This window comes from Nocardia sp. NPDC052566 (assembly GCF_044547285.1).
Lineage (GTDB): Bacteria > Actinomycetota > Actinomycetes > Mycobacteriales > Mycobacteriaceae > Nocardia.
Genome location: NZ_JBIUAF010000004.1, coordinates 155236 through 175668, shown reverse-complemented (window position 1 = coordinate 175668; position 20433 = coordinate 155236). Strand labels below are relative to the sequence as shown.

Genomic DNA, 20433 nt, shown 5'->3' with positions numbered 1-20433 from the left:
CCGGTCTGGACCGGCGGTCGTGTGAGCCGCGCGGGGTGGGGTACGCGGTCGGTACCGAACGTGGGAGACCGTGATGAATCAGCAAGACGTGGTGCGGGCGTTGCTACAGCGGGCGGGCACCGGATATGCCGAGGAGGCGGGGATAGCGCTGGCGGACAAGCCCGCGCCACTGTTCCAGCTGCTGATGCTCGCTGAGCTGCTCAGCACTCGGATATCCGCGGCTCTCGCGGTGGCGGCGGCGAAGGAGCTGGTCGGCACCGGGTATCGGACCCCGCGGCGGGTGGCCGACGCGGACTGGCAGGAACTCGTCGACGCGCTCGGGCGGGCGCACTACCGGCGCTACGACGAGAGCACCGCTTCGCGGCTCGGCGCGAACGCCGCGCTCGTGCTCGACCGCTACGCCGGGGACCTGCGCAAGCTGAGCGAGGAGGCCGAGCGCGATCCGACGCGGGTGGCGCGGTTGCTGCAGCAGTTCCAGGGCATCGGGCCGACCGGCAGCGATATCTTCCTGCGTGAGGTGCAGGACGTGTGGACCTGGGTGCGGCCGCATTTCGACGAGCGTGCGCTGCGCGGCGCCGAGCGCATCGAATTGCCCACCGATCCGGGCGAACTCGCAGCACTCGCACCCCGCGAGCGCACCGCGGACCTGGCCGCCGCGCTGGTGCGCGTCTCACTGGACGAGGACATCGCCGAAGCGGTGCTCGCCGCCGCACACTGATATGTCCTACATCACAGTCTGATTCGGCAACGTACGGTCACAGTGCCGCCGAATTCGGTGTCAGAACCGGTGAAAGCAGTTACCGGAAAGGACGCCATCATGAACGCCATCACGCTCAACCCGCAGGTCCTCGGCCAGGCCGAGAACGCGCACCGCGCCGTGCTCGACGAGATCCTGCGCAACCCCGGCATGACCTACCGGCAGTGGGTCGGCCTCACCCTTGCCGTCACCGCGGGCGACGATGTTCCGCTCGATGAGCTGATCGCCCGCCTCGCCGGTGCGCTGAAGGCCGATATCGCCACGGTGCGAAGCACTCTCGGCGAGCTGGCCGATGCCGAGCTGATCGAACCGATCGCGGACGCGGCGGCGCGGATCCGCGTCACGGCGCTCGGCCGCACCCGCTTCGGCGGCGTCCGCTCCGATATCGAAGGCGCGATGAAGCGGGCATACGCGGATATCCAGGCCGGCGAACTGGCCATCGCGGGCCGGGTGCTCGCCCAGGTCACCACCCAGATGAACGCTGTTCTGGCGGGTGTCAGGGGGTGACCGCGGCGCTCGCGGGGTCGATGAGGATCTTCGCGTGGTGTTCCGGGTTGCCCAGCGCGGTGAAGGCATTGTCGACACCGTCGAGGCCGACCGTGCCGGTGATCAGCGGCGCCGGGTTCACCTTCCCGTCGGCGAGCATGTGCAGGGTGTCGCGGAATTCGCCGGGGTCGTAGGCGAAGGCGAAAAGGAGTTCGATCTCTTTGTTGATCGCCATCGCGGGCTGGAAGTGGTCGTCCTGCATGCAGACCCCGACGACGACCACCCGCGATCGCGGCGGCGCCGCGGTAACGATCTGGTCGATAATGCCTGGTACGCCGACACATTCGAAGACAACGGGGCCGGACGGGCCCACGTTGAACGTGTGCGCGAGCCGGAAGACGTACCACCAGGGCAGGTTCGGCACTTGCCGCAGCCGCTCCATGGCGTCGAAGCCGAGGTTGAGTATGTCGGTGACGCCTTTGCCGCCGGGTTTCGCCCCGGCCGTCCACGGCGATTCGGTGGCGGGATCGACCACCACATCGGCGCCGCAGCGTAGCGCGAGTTCGCGGCGGCGCGGGGAGAAGTCGCTGGCCACCACGGTGCGCACGCCCGCGGCCTTCAGCATGCCGATCACCGCGAGGCCGATCGGCCCGCAGCCGATGACGAAGGCGGTCTGCCCCTTGCCGATTCGCGCCTTTCGCACTGCGTGCCAGGCGACAGCCATCGGCTCGGTCAGCGCCGCGTATTCGGCGGACAGCCCGTTCGGCACCGGCAGTGTCATCGATTCCTGGACCACCACCTGCTCGGCATAGCCGCCGGGCGCCGCGGCCGAAAGACCAACCAGCTGTGGCTGCTTGGCCTGCCGGACGATCGGCAGCGCGACCACCGGTGTGCCCGATGTCCAGCGCCGACGGCAGCCGGGCCCGTATTCGGCTATCTCCCCGCTGAATTCGTGGCCGAGCACCACGCTCTGGCTCGAGCGCATGAACTGGTCGTAGCCGGTCGCGTCGGCGAGGTCGGCCATCGCGTCGGCGTGCATGCGCGCGTGCAGGTCGGAACCGCAGATGCCGCAGCGGGATACGTTGATCAGCACCTGTCCCCGGCCGGGCACCGGCGTCGGCAGCTCCTCGACGTGGAACTTGGTGTTGGTGACCACGGCAGCACGCATGACGACTCCTCGAATCGGCGCGTCGAGGGCGCTCCTCGAGCGGCCCCCAGATGCAGGCACAACCCTAACCGGGGTGACGGTCGTGCAGACCGGAATCCACAGTCATGCAGACGGAATCCGCAGTCATGCAGACGGAATCCGCAGTTACGCAGACGGAATCCGCAGTCACGCAGACGGAATCCGGCTCAGTTGTGCGGATAGAGCTCAGCTGTGCGGGACAAGCTCAGCTGAGCGGACACTTTTCGCCGCAATTCGCGCGGAATCCACCCAAACGGCCGAAAACTGTCCGCTCAGCCGAGGAAGGCCTAGCGACAGCGGCTATACAGAGGTCAGTGCCCCGGCTAGCCGTAGGTCAGTTGCCCCGGCGAGCCGTAGGTCAGTTGCGTCAGCTACACGGAAGCCAGCTGCGCCGCTTCCTCTTCCAGCGTCTTGCGGTCGTAAGTATTACGGGCGGTGGCGATCTCGTTCTGGTGATCCTCGGTCCAGGTGACCAGCGCCTTGATCGTGGTGTGCAGGCTGGCGCCGAGCGGGGTCAGCGCGTAGTCGACGCGCGGTGGCACCGTCGGATAGACGGTGCGCTCGACAAGCCCGTCCCGCTCCAGGTGGCGCAGCGTGCGGGTGAGCATGCGCTGGCTGACACCGTCGATCTTGCGTTTCAGCTCGGTGAATCGCAGGCTGCGCTGATCGAGCAGCGCGATGACGAGCAGCGACCACTTGTCCGCGACGCGGTCGAGGATCTGCCGTACTTCGCAGTCCACCCGGGTATCCCATTGCAGTACTGCGTAATCGGCCTCGGTATCCCCGCAGTCACCGGGTGACTTGAAAGTGCCTTCTTCCACGATTGGTCATACTGCCCCAGAATTTGGGCGGTAACAAGAGGGAACCGACCCCACCATTGGGAACCAAGGCTTTTGGGAGTGGTAATGCTGAAATCCGAACCGGCGGCGGTCTTCACCGCGATGACCGGCCGCGCCTGGGGTGTGCTCGCGGTGCTATCCGGTGCGATCTTCCTGGAGGGCGTCGACGTGGCGATGCTCAATGTGGCGCTGCCGTCGATCCGGGCGGAGCTCGGCCTGTCCACCGCGATGCTCAGCGGCGTCGTCTCCGCGTATGTGCTCGGCTACGGCGGGTTCGTCCTGCTCGGCGGTCGCGCCGCCGACCTGCTCGGGCGCAGGCGGATGTTCCTGTTCTGGTTGACGGTCTTCCTGGTCTTCTCCGGCCTCGGCGGCTTCGCCACCACCGGCTGGATGCTGCTGACCGCCCGTTTCGTCACCGGTATCGCCGCGGCGTTCATGGCGCCGGCCGGGCTGTCGCTGATCACCACCAACTACGCCGACGGACCGGTGCGAGAGAAGGCGTTGCTGGTCTACGCGGGGGTCGCTGCGGGCGGATTCTCGCTCGGCATGGTGGTCGGTGGCCTGCTCACCGCGCTCGGCTGGCGCTGGGTGTTCTTCGTGCCGGTGCTCGTTTCCGCGGTGCTGCTCGCGGCGGCGATCGTGCTGGTACGCGATTCCGGTGCGCCGCGGAACGTTACGGAAGGTAGGGCGGGCCGATTCGATGTAGTCGGCACGCTGAGCGTCACCGCGGCGATGCTGCTGCTGGTGTACGGCGTTGTCCGGCTGGAACATCCGAGCGAGATGCCGGGCCTGACCGCGGGCGTATTCGCCGCCGGGCTCGCGGTGCTCGCCCTGTTCGTCTGGAACGAACGCCGGTCCGCCGCACCGCTGGTCCGGCTCGGCATCCTGCGCTCGGCCAATCTGGTCCGGATCAACCTGGTGGCCGTGCTGTTCATCGGCTCGTTCATGGGCTTCGCCTTCCTGGTGACGCTGTACTTCCAGGAACTGCGCGGCTGGAGCACTGTGCAGACCGGCCTGGCTATGGCGGTGATGGGCCTCGACGCGCTGCTCGCGCCGCTGCTGACCCCGTGGCTGGTGCGCAAATTCGGCAATACGCGGGTGATCTTCGGCGGCGTGCTGACGGCACTGCTCGCCTACGCCCTGTTCCTGCCGACCGACCTGGATCGCGCCTACCTGGCCATGCTCCCGACCATGCTGCTGCTCGCGGTGGCGTTCGCCATGGTCTACGGCCCCCTGACCATCGCGGGCACCGAAGGCGTCGGCGAGGAAGAGCACGGCCTCGCAGGCGGATTGCTCTACACCGCAATCCAATTCGGCGCCGCGCTCGGCATCTCCGCGGTCACGGCGGTGAACGTCGCCGCCACCGGCACGGGTGGGTCCGCCATGGACGGCCTGCGCACCGCGCTGATCGTGCCCGCCGCGGCCGCGGCACTCGGCGCCGTCATCGCGGCGACCGGCGTGCGCCGCAACGCAACCGCCGTCGCACCGGAGCTCGCGTTCGCCCAGGTCTGAGCATCGCGAGCGCTTCGGTCGCGTCGACCGTGATGGTCGATCGCGGCGGCAGCTGTGGGAGGTTCTCGCTAGATGAGCACGCCCGGATTGAGGATGCCGCCGGGATCGAGTGCGGACTTGGCCGCTCGCAGCGCGGCTGCGAAGGGCTCCGGTCGCTGCCTGTCGTACCACGGGCGGTGGTCCCGGCCGACCGCGTGATGGTGGGTGATGGTGCCACCCGCGCTCGACAGTGCCTCGGAGACAGCGGCTTTGATGTCATCCCACTGGGCGAGTGTGCTGCCCCAGCGGCCCGCGGCGTAGATGCCGAAATAGGGTGCTGGCCCGTCCGGATAGACATGGGTGAATCGGCAGGTGACCACGCCGGTCGCGCCGACCGCGCGGATCGCCTCGTTCGCCGCCGCGGTCACCGCGGCCTTCAACGAGTCGAACTTGTCCCAGGTGCAGGCGGTTTCGAAGGTTTCGGTGATCATCGACTGGGCCGCGAGCGCATCGCGCTGATACGGCATCCGCAGGAACGACGACTTCCAGGTGTCGGCGGCGCCACCGGAGGTGCTGTTCCCGGAATCCGAATAGCGCACGGCCTCGGGCAGTTTCCCGCCGTGGTCGGCGACCAGCTCGACCGCGCGGTCCATCCATGGCCCGACCGGATGATCGGCGGATTCGAAGCCGAGTACAAGCACGCCGCCGCCGGTCGCCGCGCCCGCGTTCAGGAACGCCTCGGCGGGATCGAGCAGCCGGCAATTGGTCGGAGACAACCCCGACTGCGCGATGGCCCTGGTGGCCGCGACGGCCGCGCCGTAGTCGTCGAAGTGCACGGAAGCCGTTGCGCGCCAGCGCGGTCGATCCTGCAACCGCATCCACGCCTCGGTGATGATGCCGAGCGTGCCTTCGGAACCGAGGAACATCCGGTCCGGCGAGGGGCCCGCGCCCGAGCCGGGTAGGCGCCGCGACTCGCCGGTGCCCGCCGGAGTCACCACCCGCATCGACTCGACGAGATCATCGATGTGGGTGTACAGCGTCGCGAAATGCCCACCGGCCCTGGTGGCCAGCCATCCGCCGAGCGTGGAGAATTCGAATGATTGCGGAAAGTGGCGCAACGTCAGGTCGGCCCCGCGGAGCTGATCCTCCAGCGCGGGCCCGAAGACGCCCGCCTGGATCCGCGCCGCCCGGCTGACGCGATCGATCTCCAGCACCCGATCGAGCGCACCCAGATCGAGGCTGACCGCACCGGCGAAGTCGCCGTCGAGCCGCGGCTCCACGCCGCCCACCACGGAAGTGCCGCCGCCGAACGGGATTACGGCCACCTCCGCGCGCGTCGCCCAATCGAGCACATCGACGATGTCGGCCTCACTGCGCGGCCGGATCACCAGATCGGGCGGATTGTCCACCTGCCCATGCAGATTCCGCACCACATCCCGGAACGCCTTCCCGTGCGCGTGCGCCGCGCGATCCGCCGCATCCGCCGAGGCGAGCCCGGCAAGCGAATCCGGTACGGCGACACGCGGTTCGGGCAGCCCTAGCGAGTCGACCGTGGGCGGCTCGTGTGCCGTGAGATCGGCACCGGGCAGGATCGCCGCGACCCGTGCCGTCAGCGCCTCTCGCTCCGCGCCGTCGACCGCATCCTCGACATTGCCCCAGCCCCACCATGATCGCGTCTTCGCGCTCACCTTCGCTCCTCTCGGCGCCGCATAGCCGGAAATACCCCGCGCGCGCCCATCATTGCTCGCCGCGCGCGAACTCGCCCGCCATCCGTGTCGTCCGGTCGCCCGTGGGCTACGCATCCGCCCGAGTGAATTCGCTGCCGACCACCTGAACGTCCGCACGGTCGGCTGGCGGCTTCGAGTGAGCTTCGGCGCCGATGCCGGACCACTGGCCGATGAGGCGGCGCTGGACCGGGCTGGCCTGGGTCGAGCAATTTCGCTGGGTCACAACTGGCACACAATTGCTGGTCAGAGGCCATTCGGGTGACAAGAATGGCGCAGGGAAGGCCCGCTCGATCGCGGATCCGGGAATTATTCGCGACGGCCGCCCGTTGAGCTCTTGGACAAGGTTGAGTGGCTACGGCTCAAGTTTCAGTTGACTCCCGGACGGAATCGAGGGCAAGATTGAGCCGACCACGCTCACCGTAGCGACTGCTCGCAGGTCGCTCGAAACAACCAGCGTTGCTGGGACCGTGCTCCGTGAGGTGCTTGGGGCGAGGTCTCGCGGCAGATGCCAGATGCCGCAGAACGGGCTGTTCACGCAGCTCGAGCAGACACCAGGCACCGACAAACTGTTACGTCAACTAGGAGGAACCACTATGGCTCGTGCGGTCGGAATCGACCTCGGGACCACGAACTCGGTCGTCGCCGTTCTCGAAGGCGGCGAGCCGGTCGTCGTCGCGAACTCGGAAGGCGCGCGCACCACCCCGTCGATCGTCGCGTTCGCCAAGAACGGAGAGGTACTGGTCGGGCAGCCGGCCAAGAACCAGGCGGTCACCAACGTCGACCGCACCATCCGCTCGGTCAAGCGCCACATCGGCACCGACTGGTCCGTCGACATCGATGGCAAGAAGTACACGCCGCAGGAGATCAGCGCGCGCGTGCTGATGAAGCTCAAGCGCGACGCGGAGGCCTACCTCGGCGAGGAGATCACCGACGCGGTCATCACCGTGCCCGCGTACTTCGAGGACGCCCAGCGTCAGGCCACCAAGGAAGCCGGCCAGATCGCCGGCCTGAACGTGCTGCGCATCGTCAACGAGCCCACCGCGGCCGCGCTGGCGTACGGCCTGGACAAGGGCGACAAGGAACAGACCATCCTGGTCTTCGACCTCGGTGGCGGCACCTTCGACGTCTCGCTGCTGGAAATCGGCGAGGGCGTCGTCGAGGTCCGCGCCACCTCCGGCGACAACCACCTCGGTGGTGACGACTGGGACGAGCGCGTCGTGCAGTGGCTGGTCGACAAGTTCAAGGCCAGCGCGGGCATCGACCTGACCAAGGACAAGATGGCGATGCAGCGCCTGCGCGAGGCATCGGAGAAGGCGAAGATCGAGCTGAGCTCCAGCCAGAGCACCTCGATCAACCTGCCCTACATCACCGTCGACGCGGACAAGAACCCGCTGTTCCTCGATGAGCAGCTGACCCGCGCCGAGTTCCAGAAGATCACCTCGGACCTGCTCGACCGCACCCGCGCGCCGTTCCAGTCCGTGATCAAGGACGCGGGCATCAACGTCGCCGATATCGACCACGTCGTGCTCGTCGGTGGTTCCACCCGCATGCCCGCCGTCTCGGATCTGGTCAAGGAACTGACCGGCGGCCGTGAGCCCAACAAGGGCGTGAACCCGGACGAGGTCGTCGCCGTCGGCGCCGCGCTGCAGGCCGGTGTGCTCAAGGGCGAGGTCAAGGACGTCCTGCTGCTCGATGTGACCCCGCTGTCGCTGGGCATCGAGACCAAGGGCGGCGTGATGACCAAGCTCATCGAGCGCAACACCACCATTCCGACCAAGCGCTCGGAGACCTTCACCACGGCCGACGACAACCAGCCCTCGGTGCAGATCCAGGTGTTCCAGGGCGAGCGCGAAATCGCCTCGCACAACAAGCTGCTCGGCTCCTTCGAGCTGACCGGCATCCCGCCGGCCCCGCGCGGCGTGCCGCAGATCGAGGTCACCTTCGACATCGACGCCAACGGCATCGTGCACGTGACCGCGAAGGACAAGGGCACCGGCAAGGAGAACACGATCAAGATCCAGGACGGCTCCGGCCTGTCCAAGGAGGAGATCGACCGGATGGTCAAGGACGCCGAGGCGCACGCCGCCGAGGACAAGGCGCGGCGCGAGGAGGCGGAGACCCGCAACCAGGCCGAGTCGCTGGTCCACCAGACCGAGAAGTTCATCAAGGAGAACGAGGACAAGGTCCCCGCGGACATCAAGTCCAAGGTCGAGGCGGCCATCGCCGAGGCGAACGAGGCGCTCAAGGGCACCGATATCGCCGCGGTCAAGGCGGCCGTCGAGAAGCTGGCGACCGAGTCGCAGGCGCTCGGCCAGGCGATCTACGAGGCCTCGGCCGCCGAGTCGGCCGCGTCCGGCAACGGCGCGTCCAGCTCCGCCAACGATGACCAGGTGGTGGATGCCGAGGTCGTCGACGAGCCGGTCGACACGGAGAAGAAGTGAGCGACGGAAACTCCGAACAGGAGCCGATCACCTTCGTGGACAACCGCAAGATCGACCCGGAGACCGGCGAAATTCGGGAAGCGGTGGCAGACAACGGGTCTGCCACCGCCCCGGCCGAAGCCGGTGACGGCGCCGAGGTGCTCGCCGACGCGATCAGCGTCGAACTCGCCGAGCGCACCGCCGATCTGCAGCGGCTGACCGCGGAGTACGCCAACTATCGGCGCCGTGTCGAGCGCGACCGCAAGGTCGCCATCGACACCGCCAAGGCGGCCGTCGTCACCGAATTGCTCGGCGTGCTCGACGATCTCGATCGGGCGCGGGCCCACGGCGACCTGGAATCCGGGCCGCTCAAGGGCGTGGCCGACAAGCTGGCCGCGGCGCTGCAGAAGCAGGGGCTCGAGGAATTCGGTTCGGAGGGTGAGCCTTTCGACCCGACCCTGCACGAGGCCGTGCAGCACGAGGGCTCCGGGCACGACCCGGTACTCGGGCTGGTCATGCGCAAGGGCTACCGCTTCGGCGACCGGGTGCTGCGGCATGCGCTCGTCGGGGTGACCGATGGCGTGGCCGATCTCGATCGGGCCGCGGCAGAGACAGAGGCATCCGACGATGCCGACGCGAATACTCAATAGAGACGCGAGAGGAGGAGATATCCAGTGAGCCAGCGGGAGTGGATCGAAAAGGACTTCTACAAGGAGCTGGGTGTCTCCTCCAGCGCCTCGCAGGACGAGATCAAGAAGGCGTACCGCAAGCTCGCCCGCGACTTACACCCGGACGCCAATCCTGGTGACACCAAGGCCGAGGAGCGCTTCAAGGCCGTCAGCGAGGCGCATGCCGTGCTGTCGGATCCGGCCAAGCGCAAGGAGTACGACGAGACCCGCAAGCTGTTCGCAGGCGGGTATCCCCGTGGCGGGTTCAATCCCGGTGCGGGCGGCGGCTTCTCGCAGGATTTCAACATCGGCGATATCTTCGGCAACGCCAATGCCGGTGACGGCGGGCTGGGTGACCTGCTCGGTGGCCTGTTCAACCGGGGCGGCACGCGGACCGCGAGCCGCCCGCGCCGTGGCGCCGATGTGGAGACCGAGACGACGCTCGGCTTCCGCGAGGCGGCGCAGGGCGTCACCGTTCCGCTGCGGATGACGAGCCCGTCGCCGTGCACCACGTGTCACGGCAGCGGCGCCAAGCCGGGGACCAGTCCCCGAGTTTGCCCGCTCTGCAACGGAACCGGTGTCGTCAGCCGCAATCAGGGTGCGTTCGGCTTCAGCGAGCCGTGCGACGAATGCCGTGGTACCGGCTCGATCATCGACGACCCGTGCGTCGACTGCCACGGCAGCGGCATCCAGAACCGCACCCGCACCATCACGGTCCGTATCCCGCCGGGAGTCAGCGACGGGCAACGGATTCGGCTGGCCGGACAGGGCGAGGCGGGACTGCGCGGCGCGCCGTCGGGTGACCTGTATGTCACCGTGCACGTCAGCCAGGACAAGGTCTTCGGCCGCAACGGCGATGACCTGACCTTGGTGCTGCCGGTCAGCTACAGTGAATTGGTGCTCGGCACAACGGTTTCCGTGCCGACGCTGGAGGGGCGCGTCGGCGTCAAGGTGCCGCCGGGCACCGCGGACGGCCGCATCCTCCGTGTCCGCGGTCGCGGCGTGCCCAAGCGCGGCGGCGGCGCCGGTGATCTGCTGGTCACCGTCAAGGTCGCGGTGCCACAGAAACTGGACGACAATGCTTCCGAGGCGCTGCGGCGCTTCCAGGAGGCGGAGAAGGCCAGCGGCTTCGATCCACGTGCGGGATGGGCAGGTGCGTGATGTCCACTGATCCGAAGAAGGCGGCCGGATCTCCGGGACCCGGTAGCGCGTCGCAGCGTGCCGAGTTCTTCATGATCTCGGTGGCGGCTCAGCTCGCCGGCATGCACGCGCAGACGCTGCGCACGTATGACCGGCTGGGACTGGTGACGCCGCAACGCACTTCGGGCGGTGGGCGGCGCTATTCGGCCAGGGACGTGGAGCTGCTGCGCGAAGTGCAGCGGCTGTCCCAGGACGAGGGCGTCAATCTGGCCGGTATCAAACGCATTATCGAACTCACCAATCAGGTGGAGGAATTGCGGCAGCAGGTCACCGAGCTGGCGGCCGAGCTGGAGCGGATGCGGGCGGGCTACCGCCCCGACCTCTCTCCGCCGCAACGCAGTACCGCGCTGGTGGTCTGGCAACCACGACACCGGCGTTCGATGTAATCAGCAAACCCGTTGAGCCCCTGGCTACCGTCCGCCCGGTTTGGGTGGAGCCGGGGGCTCTTCGGCATTCTGGGGCATTCGCGATCCTGAATTAGCTGAGAGTAAGCCGTAATTCGGGGGTTGCGCGCCGCGAGCCGGTGTGCCAGTTGCCTTTCGGATGCCCGTCTTGTGCCGGGTGGCGGTCGTCGGATGTTTGCTGGCACAAACTGGTCGGTCAAATCTGTTGTGTTGCTACAGGATCGCTCCGCTGGTGCCAATTCGGACGAAGCTTGCAAATCGGGTCACACAAATTCGGTGAAGGTACGACCGAGTTAACCCCCGAGAAGCGGTCTTGCAGTCTGTTTTTGACCGCAATAGCGCGCCCAAACCTAGTTTTTCCGGAATTACACGCTTGATGTTTAAACGTAGGATTCCGTTGCTGGCTAACCTCGCTTACACTCCTTGGCAACGGCTGCTGACGAGTGTCCCGCAGCACCTCACTCGCCGGCACGGTTTGTGTTCGAGTGCGAAATGGGGTTGTGACACAAATGGATTCGCGGACTGTCGCTTTGATCAGAACCACGTTCAAGGCGGTTGCTGCGGAAGAAGGGGGACCGGAAAAGTTAGCCAGATCGTTTTATGCGATCTTGTTCACCGACTATCCGCAGGTCCGCGATTTCTTTCCGGCATCCATGGATGCGCAGCGCGACCGTCTCGTCAAGGCCATCGTCTATACCCTGGACCGGCTGGAGGAGCCGGACAAGCTGTTGCCGTTCCTTGCCCAGCTCGGGCGCGACCACCGCAAATACGGTGTCCAGCCCGCCCATTACGTCGCCGTGGCTACTTCTCTGAAATCGGCGGTCAAGGTGTTCGCCGGAACCGAGATGTGGACCGACGAGGTCGACCGGGCCTGGGACGAGGGCCTGACCATCATCGGCGACACCATGATCGGCGCGGCGGAGAAGGAGATGACGCCCGCGGTGTGGCACGGCACCGTGGTCGAACGCCGTGACGTACTCCGCAATCTCGCGGTCATCCGGTTGCAGCTGGATCAGCCGATGCGCTATGCGGCAGGGCAATACCTGAGCGTGCAGGTGCCGGCCCGGCCGCGGATGTGGCGCTACCTCTCGCCCGCCGTACCCGCGAATGCCAACGGGGAGATCGAATTCCACGTCCGCGGCGTGCTCGGCGGCTGGGTCAGCCCGGCCATCATCGCCAGGACGGCGGTGGGCGAACAGTGGCAGCTGAGCTCGCCGCTCGGCGGGCTGGGCATCCCGCGCAACACCAAGCGCAAGATGCTGATGATCGGTTGCGGCACCGGCATCGCGCCGCTACGCGCCCAACTGATGGCGATGGCGCAGCGGCGCACGAATCCGCGCACCCACCTGTTCGTCGGCGGGCATCATCCCTGCGACCTCTACGATCTGGAGACGCTGAGCAGGCTGGCCGTCTCCAACAAGTGGCTGACCGTGACACCGGTGACCGAGACCGACGAAAACCCGTGGTGGTACCCGGGATCCGGCGAGCCGGGCGCGGCGCTACCCGGCTTGGAACAGCGGGTCACCGGTCAGATCGGCAAGGTGGTCGCCGGCTTCGGCCCGTGGTCGGATCGCGATGTGCAGATCGTCGGCGCGCCATCCATGGTGCAGACCACCAAGTTCCGGCTGATGGCGGCGGGCACGCAGACCAAGAACATCCGGCACGATCCGCTGTTCTGACGATCCCGCGGACTCAGGCGCCTTCGTACTGAATGTTGCGCAGCGGCGTGCCCGATTCGACGAGCCGGTCGACCGTCGCGCCCACCATTGCGGGCGAGCCGCACACCAGCACCTGGTGACTGTCGAAGGCGCCGTGCGAGGAGACCACGTCGGCGAGGTTGCCGTGCAGCAGATCGTCCTCGGCGAAGCCGATATCGACCCGGGAATGCTCGTACCATTCGTCGGCCCAGTTCGGATCCGACGTGCTGTCCACCACCGGAACCACGGTGAGCCATGGCAATTCGTCGGCGAGCAGGGTCAGCATGTCCGCGGCGTACAGGTCGCGCGGCGACCGGCCGCCGACGAACAGGTAGGTGCGCGGCTGCTCCGGCTTGCGAGCCAGATCCAGGATCTGCGCGCGCATCGGCGCCAGGCCGGTGCCGCCCGCGATCATCACCACCTCGGGGCCGCTCGGTTCGATCGCGAAACTGCCTCGGGGAGCGCCGATTCGCCACTCGTCGCCGGTTCTGGTGTCGGCGACGATCGAACCGCTGCACCAGCCGCCCGGCACGGTGCGCACGTGGAATTCCAGCTTGCCGTCCAGCGACGGCGGCAGCGCGGGGGAGAGCCTGCGTCGCATACCTGGCTGCTGCGGCACCTGCACCTCGACGGACTGTCCCGCGGTGAACGGCACGAATTCACCGATCAGGCGGATCACCGCGAGATCGTGGCGCAATCGGTGGTGCCCGACCACGGTCGAGGTCCACACCGGCGCCTGGTGGCCGCCATTGCCGAGCGCACTCGGATCGATAGTCATACCCTCACTGCTTCTTGCCTACGTCCACCCCGTCTACACGGGATCGGAGCTGATGTTCTGCTCCGGTGTGCCCACCGCGATCAGTGCGCGGCGGGTGTCCGCGATCATCCGCGCCGAGCCGGCGATCTGGATCTGCCGGTCCGCCCATGCGCCGAAGCTCGCGACCACCGCGCCCAGATTACCGATCAGCCGCCGATGCATGCCGTACGGCGCATCCTGCGGCGGATGTGGATACCACCACGGGTTGGTCTTCTGCTCGCAGACCGGGACGACGGTGAGCCACGGATTGCTCTGCGAGAGCTGCCACATGTTCTCCACGTCGTACAGATCGCACGGGTAGCGGCCGCCGATGAAGAAGTGCACCCTCGGGTTGATACCGCGCTGCCCCATCTCGATCAGCTGGGCGCGCAGCGGTGCGATGCCGGTGCCCGCGCCGATCAGCAGCACATCGCGGCCGGTGTCCCGATCGATGTGCAGGCCGCCGAGCGGGCCCGCGATCTGCCACCGGTCGCCGACCCGCGCCTCGTTGACGATGGCCGGGCTGACCCAGCCGCCGCGGATCTTGCGCACATGGAATTCGATCTCGCCGTACGGATTTGCCGGGATGGCGGGCGATAGGTAGCGCCACATCTTCGGCCGCTGCGGCACGGTGATCGGCACGTACTGACCGGCCTGATACGGGATCGGGGTGTCCGATTGCAGCCGCACGATGGCCAGATCCTCGAGCACCCGCCGGTGCCCGACCACGGTCGCCTCCCAAAACGGTTGCGACCGGTCGGAATTCGCGCCGATGGCCATGGACGCGGAGATCAGGATGGTGATGTCGCGCCATCCCTCGTCCAGCGCCCGGGTCCAGCCGCTGCCGTTGTAGGCGCGGAACGCGGCGTGCAGCGCCCGCCCGGCCACGTCGTAGTGCGCGGCCTCGACCCCGTACTTGCGATGGTCGCGAGCCAGCTGCTCGAGAAACTTCTGTGCCCTGCCCCAATCCTCGAGATGGTCGAGGACATACTGAATGGCGGTCGCCAGTCGTTTGGGTTGCATGTCCATAGCCGGCGGGAACAGTTCCCGCAGCCGAGGGTTCTCGGCGAACAGGTGACCGTAGAACGCGCTGATCAACCGCTCGGGTCCGTTCGGTGACTCGATCACCGAACGGAAGTTGGCGCGGACCAGCGCTGCTGAACGCGCATCCACGACGTGGAGCTTCCTTTCCCTCAAAATGCTCACCCGGCGACCTGTCCGTAACCGGCGGTCCTCCGGGGTCAAGTATCCCTGAAAATGGCGTAATGGTGTCGGTATGAGTCGGGTCCGACCCGGCCAACGGTAACCCGTGGGCAAACCGCGCTCGCACGGCCCCTGACGGGAATCTGAAACGGCTCGAATTCGGTTGGGCGGCCGACCATCTCGGGACTTCAGATGGCCAGCACCGTCTTCCCGCGCGCGCCGGTCGCGCCGATCACGGAGGCGGCCTCGGCCAGCGGCACGGTCCGGTCGACCGGCACCACCACATCGCCCTCGGCGACCCGGGCCAGCAGCCGTGCGAGTTCCGGCGCCTTGCCCTTGGATTCGATATTCCCGCCATGGAGACCGCGCTCGCGCAGCGCGTCCTCGTCGGCGGACCAGATGGTCGAGTAGACGGTGCCGCCGTCGCGGACGAGCGCGGTCAGCTCGGCCAGCGTCTCGGGCGGGCTGACCAGATCGAACAGCACGTCGACGCCGGCGGGGTACGCGGCGCGCACCTGGTCGGCGACCGGGCCCGCGGTGTAGTCGACGGTCTCGGCCGCGCCGAGCCTGGTCACCTGGTCGGCGGCCGCACCGCGCGCGGTCGCGATGACCTGCGCGCCCGCGATATTGGCCAGCTGCACGAGGAACGAGCCGACGCCGCCGGTCGCGCCGATGATGAGCACCGTCTGGCCCGGCTCGATCTTGCTCGCGTCGACGATGTCCTGCGCGGTGACGCCCGCGGTCGGCAGCGCGGCGGCGGCGACGGTCGATACCGCCTCCGGGATGGGCACCAGCGTGCCGGACTCCGGGGAGAGGGTGAACTCGGCGAAGCTGCCGTGGCCGACCGGCGGGTAGAGGAACTTGCCGACGACGCGATCGCCGACCGCGAACACGGTGACGCCGGGCCCGACCGAGGCGATGGTGCCCGCGCCGTCCACCCCGAGGATCATCGGAAACTCGTGCGGCAGCTTGCCGTCCAGGATGCCGTCGGCCATCTTCCGGTCGAACGGGTTGACGCCTGCGGCCTCGACCTGCACCCGGACCTGGCCGGGGCCAGGCTCCGGCATCGGCATGTCGGCCAGCTCCGGTGCCGCCCCGAACTTCCGTACGACGATCGCGCGCATCCATTCGCTCCTTGTAGTTTCGACCGATCTGCAAGCAATCGCTGATGCATCAACCAATGGCCAGGGTCATCGTAGGCGTGCTACCACCGCAGACGGGATGATTCGTCCCATTCGGTGGTGTCGCGGCGTAGCGTTTCGACCGAGTCATGGACAGAAACTCAAACTTGAGCGGAACAGACTCAACCTTTCCGACGTTGAACGAATGGACGCGGCGCCGAAGAACCCCGGCGGGCCGCGAAAATCGACCAGTAGGAAGGTGACTTGTGGACTCGTTCAATCCCACCACCAAGACGGGGGAGGCCCTGCAGGCCGCGCAGCAGACGGCGGCAGCGGCGGGCAACCCGCAGATTCGCCCGGCGCACTTGTTGGTGGCGTTGCTGGATCAAAACGACGGCGTCGCCGCCCGCCTGCTGACGGCCGTCGCCACGGATTCGGCGGCCGTGCGGCGCGAGGCACAGGAGATCGTCGACCGGCTGCCGCGCGCGACGGGTGCCACCACGCCTCCCCAATTCGGGAACGAGGTGCTCGCCGCCATGAAGGCGGCGCAACAGTTGGCCACCGAGCTCGGGGACGAGTATGTCTCCGCCGAGATACTCCTGCTCGGGCTGGCTCGCGGTGATTCCGATGTTTCGCAGCTGCTGCTGAAGTACGGCGCGAGCGCGGACAAGCTGCGCGAGGCACTGTCGACCGTGCGCGGCAATGCGCGGGTGACCACACCCGATCCCGAGGGCACCTTTCAGGCGCTGGAGAAGTACTCGACCAACCTCACCGAGCTGGCCAAGCAGGGCAAACTCGACCCGGTCATCGGTCGTGATGCCGAGATCCGGCGCGTGATACAGGTTTTGAGCAGGCGCACCAAGAACAATCCGGTACTGATCGGTGAACCCGGCGTCGGTAAGACCGCGATCGTCGAGGGGCTGGCCAGGCGCATCGTCGCAGGTGATGTCCCAGAGTCGTTGCGTGGCAAGTCCGTTGTGTCGCTGGACCTCGGGGCGATGGTGGCCGGTGCGAAGTACCGCGGCGAGTTCGAGGAGCGGCTCAAGGCGGTACTCGCGGATATCAAGAAGAGTGACGGCCAAGTCATTACCTTCATCGATGAGCTGCACACTATCGTCGGCGCCGGGGCTACCGGTGAATCAGCGATGGACGCCGGCAACATGATCAAGCCGATGCTGGCCCGCGGTGAGCTGCGCATGGTCGGTGCGACCACGCTCGAGGAATACCGCAAGCACATAGAGAAGGATGCCGCGCTGGAGCGGCGCTTCCAGCAGGTGCTGGTCGGGGAGCCGTCGGTCGAGGACACCATCGGGATCCTGCGCGGTGTCAGCGAGACTTACGAGCGATACCACGGGGTCCGCATTACCGACTCTGCACTCGTCGCCGCGGCTACCTTGAGCGACCGCTACATCACCTCTCGATTCCTGCCGGACAAGGCGATCGACCTGGTCGATGAGTCGGCGTCGCGGCTGAAGATGGAAATCGACTCGCGCCCAGTCGAAATCGATGAGGTCGAGCGTGCGGTGCGGCGGCTGGAGATCGAAGCCGTCGCACTGAGCCGGGAGACCGATGAGGCATCCAAGCAGCGCCTGGAGAAGCTGCGCAAGGAACTTGCCGACGGCCGCGAGAAGCTGAACGAGTTGACGGTCCGCTGGGAGGGTGAGCGGAATGCCATCAACCGGGTCCCCGAACTCAAGAAACAGCTGGAATCGAAGTACAGCGAAATGGAACAGGCTGAGCGTGACCGTGAATGGAAGCGGGTCTACGAGCTGCGCGTCCAAGCCGAGGACCTCGAACAGCAGGTGACCGAGGCCGAGCAGGCATTGGATGCGCCGGGCGATGGCGAGGTGATGCTCAAGAACGAAGTCGGCCCGGACGATATTGCCGAGGTGGTGGCGTCATGGACAGGTATCCCGGTCGGCCGCCTGCTGGAGGGCGAGACGCAGAAGCTGCTCCGCATGGAGGAAGAACTCGGCAAACGCGTTGTCGGACAGGCAAAGGCCGTGCAGTCGGTATCCGACGCGGTGCGCCGCGCCAGGGCCGGTGTCGCCGATCCGAACCGCCCCACCGGCTCTTTCCTGTTCGTCGGTCCGACCGGCGTCGGTAAAACGGAGCTGGCAAAGGCGTTGGCGGACTTCCTGTTCGACGATGAGCGCGCCATGGTCCGGATCGACATGAGCGAGTACAGCGAGAAGCACGCGGTGGCCCGCCTCGTCGGCGCGCCGCCCGGCTACGTTGGCTACGACCAGGGCGGTCAGCTCACCGAAGCGGTGCGGCGCAGGCCATACACGGTGGTGCTGTTCGACGAGGTGGAGAAGGCACATCCCGATGTCTTCGACATCCTGCTCGCGGTGCTCGACGAGGGGCGCTTGACCGACGGTCAGGGACGCACCGTGGATTTCCGGAACACCATCCTCATCCTCACCTCGAATCTCGGCGCGGGCGGTGACGAGGAGTTCGTGATGAACGCGGTGCGCGCCGCATTCAAACCGGAGTTCCTCAACCGGCTCGACGATACGGTCATGTTCCATCCGCTCGATGAGGAGCAGCTGGTATCCATTGTCGACATCCAGCTCGACCAGCTGCAGAAGCGGCTGTCGCAGCGCAGGCTGAAACTGGACGTCAGCGATCCGGCCAAGAGCTGGCTAGCGGTCTTCGGCTACGACCCGGTCTACGGCGCCCGCCCGTTGCGCAGGCTGATCCAGCAGTCCATCGGCGACACCCTCGCCAAGGAACTGCTGGCAGGCGAGGTCAGGGACGGTGACACCGTGAAGGTGAACCTCACCGAGAACGGCGACGGCCTGATCGTCGGCAGCTGAAGCACACCGTGCGCGTCGTGTGAGGTGAACGACCTCGCGCGGCGCGCACGGTGCTGTCAGCACCTGCGATAACCAGTGCTGCTGTCACTGAGCAGTATTGGCTCTTGGCGCGCTGGACCGTGCTGGACCACAGTGGAGTTGGGGGCCGGTGCGGGGCGATCGAGCCGGACGGTCTTCCTGAATGGTCAGGCAGCGATCCGGAGGATGATATGGCGAAAACCGTGGGCGAACTGAACGTCGTCGAAGGCGCCTTGAAGCACAACCTGCCCTATCTGGCGCTGGGCTCCGGCAGGCCGCTGGTGTTCCTGCGCTGGTTCACCCCGGACCACGCCAACCCGACGGGGTGGATGCGCAAGGCCGAGATCAAGATGCTCGCGCCGCTCGCCGAACACTTCCGGGTGTACGCGGTGAATCGGGCGCCAGGCATGCCCGCGGGCACGACGATGGCCGATATCGCGGCGCAGCACGCCGATGCGCTCAACGCGGAATTCGGCGAGCCGGTCGATGTGGCCGGTGTCTCCTCCGGCGGTTCGGTGGCGCTGCAGCTGGCCGCGGACCACCCGGAGGTGGTGCGCAAGCTGGTCGTCATCTCGTCCGGATACCGCTTGGAACCGAACGTGCGCAAGGCGCAGCTGGCCTATGGGGAGGCGGCCGCGGCGGGGCGACGTGGCCTGCACCATGCCGCGGCGGTCGTCGTGAAGTCGCCTGTCCTGGCCCGCCTCACAGCGGCCGCGGTGTGGTTGATCGACCCGCTGGCCCGTCCGAAGGATCCAGCGACCACCCTGGCGTTCATCCGCGCGGAGGACGGTTTCGATCTGACCGGCCGCCTCGCCGACGTCACCGCGCCGACGCTCGTCATCGGCGGCGACCAAGATGCCGCCTACCCGGTGACGAACCTGCGCCACACCGCCGACGGCGTCCCGAACGGCCGGTTGATCGTCTACCCGAAGACCGGCCACGCCGGTGCGACGAAACATCCGCGCCTGGCTCCTGACGTCACCGAATTCCTCACGGCCGCGGTCTGATCGCCGCGTCAGCCGTTGGTGCTGCCGTCGATCAGTTCGCGCACGATGTCGGCATGCCCGTTGTGCTGGGCGTACTCCCTGATCATGTGGAGCATCACCCAGCGCACGTCGATATCGCCGAACCTGCGGTGCGTGCGGACGTCGTCGAGCGATACCAGCGCGAAGATCTCGCGACTGCGCTCGCAGGCGGCGAGATAGCGCCCGACATCGGCCGCCAGGCTCGCGCCGTCGTCGAGGCGGAAGTCACCGTCGCGCACCTCGGGAAAGCCGAAGGGCGCGGGTTCGCCGAGCGCGGCGATGACGGTGACGAACCAGACGTGCTCCACCTTCGTCAGATGCCGGACCAAGCCGTGCAGCGTAGTGAGCGAGGGCAGCACGCGGCGGCCCGCCTGCTCGTCGTCCAGACCGTCCAGCTTCGTGAGCAGCTCGGCCCGGTGGCTGTCGAGCCAGGCGGCCAAGGCCTCCCGCTCGGAGGCGATGTGCGGCACGTCCGGCTGCTCGAGCGGCGACTTGAATCCCATGGGGAGACGCTAGCTCTGTGTCGTGACACCTGGCGCGGCACGGGGTTTCGGTGCCGCCCATGCCCACAGTGCG

General features: G+C 67.2%; 17 protein-coding genes. 10 read left to right on the top strand and 7 right to left on the bottom strand.

Annotated features, from left to right (window positions below; all coding sequences use genetic code 11):
• Positions 1-73: 73 nt before the first annotated feature.
• On the top strand, positions 74-718 hold the full coding sequence (locus tag ACIG5A_RS20525; RefSeq protein WP_397242218.1) for an endonuclease: 645 nt from the start codon (positions 74-76) through the stop codon (positions 716-718).
• Between the two features lie 99 nt (positions 719-817).
• Positions 818-1264 (top strand): hypothetical protein, encoded by a 447-nt coding sequence (locus tag ACIG5A_RS20520; RefSeq protein ID WP_397242216.1) that lies wholly within the window; start codon positions 818-820, stop codon positions 1262-1264.
• On the opposite strand, the gene ACIG5A_RS20515 is transcribed toward ACIG5A_RS20520, so the two are convergent.
• Positions 1254-2411 (bottom strand): zinc-binding dehydrogenase, encoded by a 1158-nt coding sequence (locus ACIG5A_RS20515; protein ID WP_397242214.1) that lies wholly within the window; start codon positions 2409-2411, stop codon positions 1254-1256. The two genes, ACIG5A_RS20520 and ACIG5A_RS20515, sit on opposite strands and share 11 nt — an antisense overlap.
• A 389-nt stretch (positions 2412-2800) precedes the next feature.
• Positions 2801-3250, bottom strand: a complete 450-nt coding sequence (locus ACIG5A_RS20510) for a winged helix-turn-helix transcriptional regulator (protein ID WP_397242212.1) — start codon at positions 3248-3250, stop codon at positions 2801-2803.
• Between the two features lie 84 nt (positions 3251-3334).
• On the opposite strand from ACIG5A_RS20510, the gene ACIG5A_RS20505 reads away from it, so the two are divergent.
• A complete protein-coding gene (locus tag ACIG5A_RS20505; protein WP_397242210.1) occupies positions 3335-4780 on the top strand; it encodes an MFS transporter in 1446 nt (481 codons plus the stop codon).
• Between the two features lie 68 nt (positions 4781-4848).
• On the opposite strand, the gene ACIG5A_RS20500 is transcribed toward ACIG5A_RS20505, so the two are convergent.
• Positions 4849-6447, bottom strand: a complete 1599-nt coding sequence (locus tag ACIG5A_RS20500) for an FAD-binding oxidoreductase (RefSeq protein WP_397242208.1) — start codon at positions 6445-6447, stop codon at positions 4849-4851.
• A 632-nt stretch (positions 6448-7079) separates the two neighbouring features.
• On the opposite strand from ACIG5A_RS20500, the gene dnaK reads away from it, so the two are divergent.
• From dnaK to ACIG5A_RS20475, 5 genes are all read left to right on the top strand, one after another.
• Positions 7080-8927: a molecular chaperone DnaK gene (dnaK, locus tag ACIG5A_RS20495; protein ID WP_397242206.1), complete on the top strand. Its 1848-nt coding sequence runs from the start codon at positions 7080-7082 to the stop codon at positions 8925-8927.
• Complete coding sequence (grpE, locus tag ACIG5A_RS20490; protein WP_397242204.1) at positions 8924-9556, top strand: nucleotide exchange factor GrpE; 633 nt, start codon at positions 8924-8926, stop codon at positions 9554-9556. The genes dnaK and grpE overlap by 4 nt, the downstream gene beginning before the upstream one ends.
• Before the next feature lie 24 nt (positions 9557-9580).
• Entirely contained in the window at positions 9581-10735 is a 1155-nt protein-coding gene (gene dnaJ / locus ACIG5A_RS20485; RefSeq protein ID WP_397242202.1) for a molecular chaperone DnaJ, read from the top strand.
• The gene (locus ACIG5A_RS20480) at positions 10735-11160 is read left to right on the top strand and encodes a heat shock protein transcriptional repressor HspR (RefSeq protein ID WP_397242200.1); all 426 of its coding nucleotides are present in this window, start codon (positions 10735-10737) and stop codon (positions 11158-11160) included. The genes dnaJ and ACIG5A_RS20480 overlap by 1 nt, the downstream gene beginning before the upstream one ends.
• Positions 11161-11687: 527 nt before the next feature.
• Positions 11688-12857 carry an FAD-binding oxidoreductase gene (locus tag ACIG5A_RS20475; RefSeq protein WP_397242198.1) on the top strand — a complete coding sequence of 390 codons (1170 nt, stop codon included), beginning with the start codon at positions 11688-11690 and terminating at the stop codon, positions 12855-12857.
• A gap of 13 nt (positions 12858-12870) precedes the next feature.
• Here the strand turns inward: ACIG5A_RS20475 and ACIG5A_RS20470 are convergent, their stop codons facing one another.
• The 3 genes from ACIG5A_RS20470 to ACIG5A_RS20460 form a co-directional block, all read right to left on the bottom strand.
• On the bottom strand, positions 12871-13653 hold the full coding sequence (locus ACIG5A_RS20470) for an FAD-binding oxidoreductase (RefSeq protein ID WP_397242196.1): 783 nt from the start codon (positions 13651-13653) through the stop codon (positions 12871-12873).
• A 33-nt stretch (positions 13654-13686) separates the two neighbouring features.
• Positions 13687-14844 (bottom strand): FAD-binding oxidoreductase, encoded by a 1158-nt coding sequence (locus ACIG5A_RS20465; protein ID WP_397242194.1) that lies wholly within the window; start codon positions 14842-14844, stop codon positions 13687-13689.
• A 218-nt stretch (positions 14845-15062) separates the two neighbouring features.
• The gene (locus ACIG5A_RS20460; protein WP_397242192.1) at positions 15063-15998 is read right to left on the bottom strand and encodes an NADP-dependent oxidoreductase; all 936 of its coding nucleotides are present in this window, start codon (positions 15996-15998) and stop codon (positions 15063-15065) included.
• 263 nt (positions 15999-16261) lie between these two features.
• On the opposite strand from ACIG5A_RS20460, the gene clpB reads away from it, so the two are divergent.
• Together clpB and ACIG5A_RS20450 are read left to right on the top strand one after the other, a co-directional pair.
• Positions 16262-18814, top strand: coding sequence for an ATP-dependent chaperone ClpB (gene clpB / locus ACIG5A_RS20455; RefSeq protein ID WP_397242190.1), 2553 nt, complete (start codon positions 16262-16264; stop codon positions 18812-18814).
• Between the two features lie 209 nt (positions 18815-19023).
• On the top strand, positions 19024-19839 hold the full coding sequence (locus ACIG5A_RS20450; RefSeq protein WP_397242187.1) for an alpha/beta fold hydrolase: 816 nt from the start codon (positions 19024-19026) through the stop codon (positions 19837-19839).
• Between the two features lie 8 nt (positions 19840-19847).
• Here ACIG5A_RS20450 and ACIG5A_RS20445 read toward each other — a convergent pair whose 3' ends face one another.
• A complete protein-coding gene (locus ACIG5A_RS20445) occupies positions 19848-20360 on the bottom strand; it encodes a DinB family protein (RefSeq protein WP_397242185.1) in 513 nt (170 codons plus the stop codon).
• Between the last annotated feature and the right edge of the window lie 73 nt (positions 20361-20433).

What these genes read in the sequence shown, in the direction of transcription:
- ACIG5A_RS20525 (WP_397242218.1), top strand. Translation starts at nt 74, where the DNA reads ATGAATCAGCAAGACGTGGTGCGGGCGTTGCTACAGCGGGCGGGCACC.
- ACIG5A_RS20520 (WP_397242216.1), top strand. Translation starts at nt 818, where the DNA reads ATGAACGCCATCACGCTCAACCCGCAGGTCCTCGGCCAGGCCGAGAAC.
- ACIG5A_RS20515 (WP_397242214.1), bottom strand. Translation starts at nt 2,411, where the DNA reads ATGCGTGCTGCCGTGGTCACCAACACCAAGTTCCACGTCGAGGAGCTG.
- ACIG5A_RS20505 (WP_397242210.1), top strand. Translation starts at nt 3,335, where the DNA reads ATGCTGAAATCCGAACCGGCGGCGGTCTTCACCGCGATGACCGGCCGC.
- dnaK (WP_397242206.1), top strand. Translation starts at nt 7,080, where the DNA reads ATGGCTCGTGCGGTCGGAATCGACCTCGGGACCACGAACTCGGTCGTC.
- ACIG5A_RS20480 (WP_397242200.1), top strand. Translation starts at nt 10,735, where the DNA reads ATGTCCACTGATCCGAAGAAGGCGGCCGGATCTCCGGGACCCGGTAGC.
- ACIG5A_RS20475 (WP_397242198.1), top strand. Translation starts at nt 11,688, where the DNA reads ATGGATTCGCGGACTGTCGCTTTGATCAGAACCACGTTCAAGGCGGTT.
- ACIG5A_RS20470 (WP_397242196.1), bottom strand. Translation starts at nt 13,653, where the DNA reads ATGACTATCGATCCGAGTGCGCTCGGCAATGGCGGCCACCAGGCGCCG.
- ACIG5A_RS20460 (WP_397242192.1), bottom strand. Translation starts at nt 15,998, where the DNA reads ATGCGCGCGATCGTCGTACGGAAGTTCGGGGCGGCACCGGAGCTGGCC.
- ACIG5A_RS20450 (WP_397242187.1), top strand. Translation starts at nt 19,024, where the DNA reads ATGGCGAAAACCGTGGGCGAACTGAACGTCGTCGAAGGCGCCTTGAAG.
- ACIG5A_RS20445 (WP_397242185.1), bottom strand. Translation starts at nt 20,360, where the DNA reads ATGGGATTCAAGTCGCCGCTCGAGCAGCCGGACGTGCCGCACATCGCC.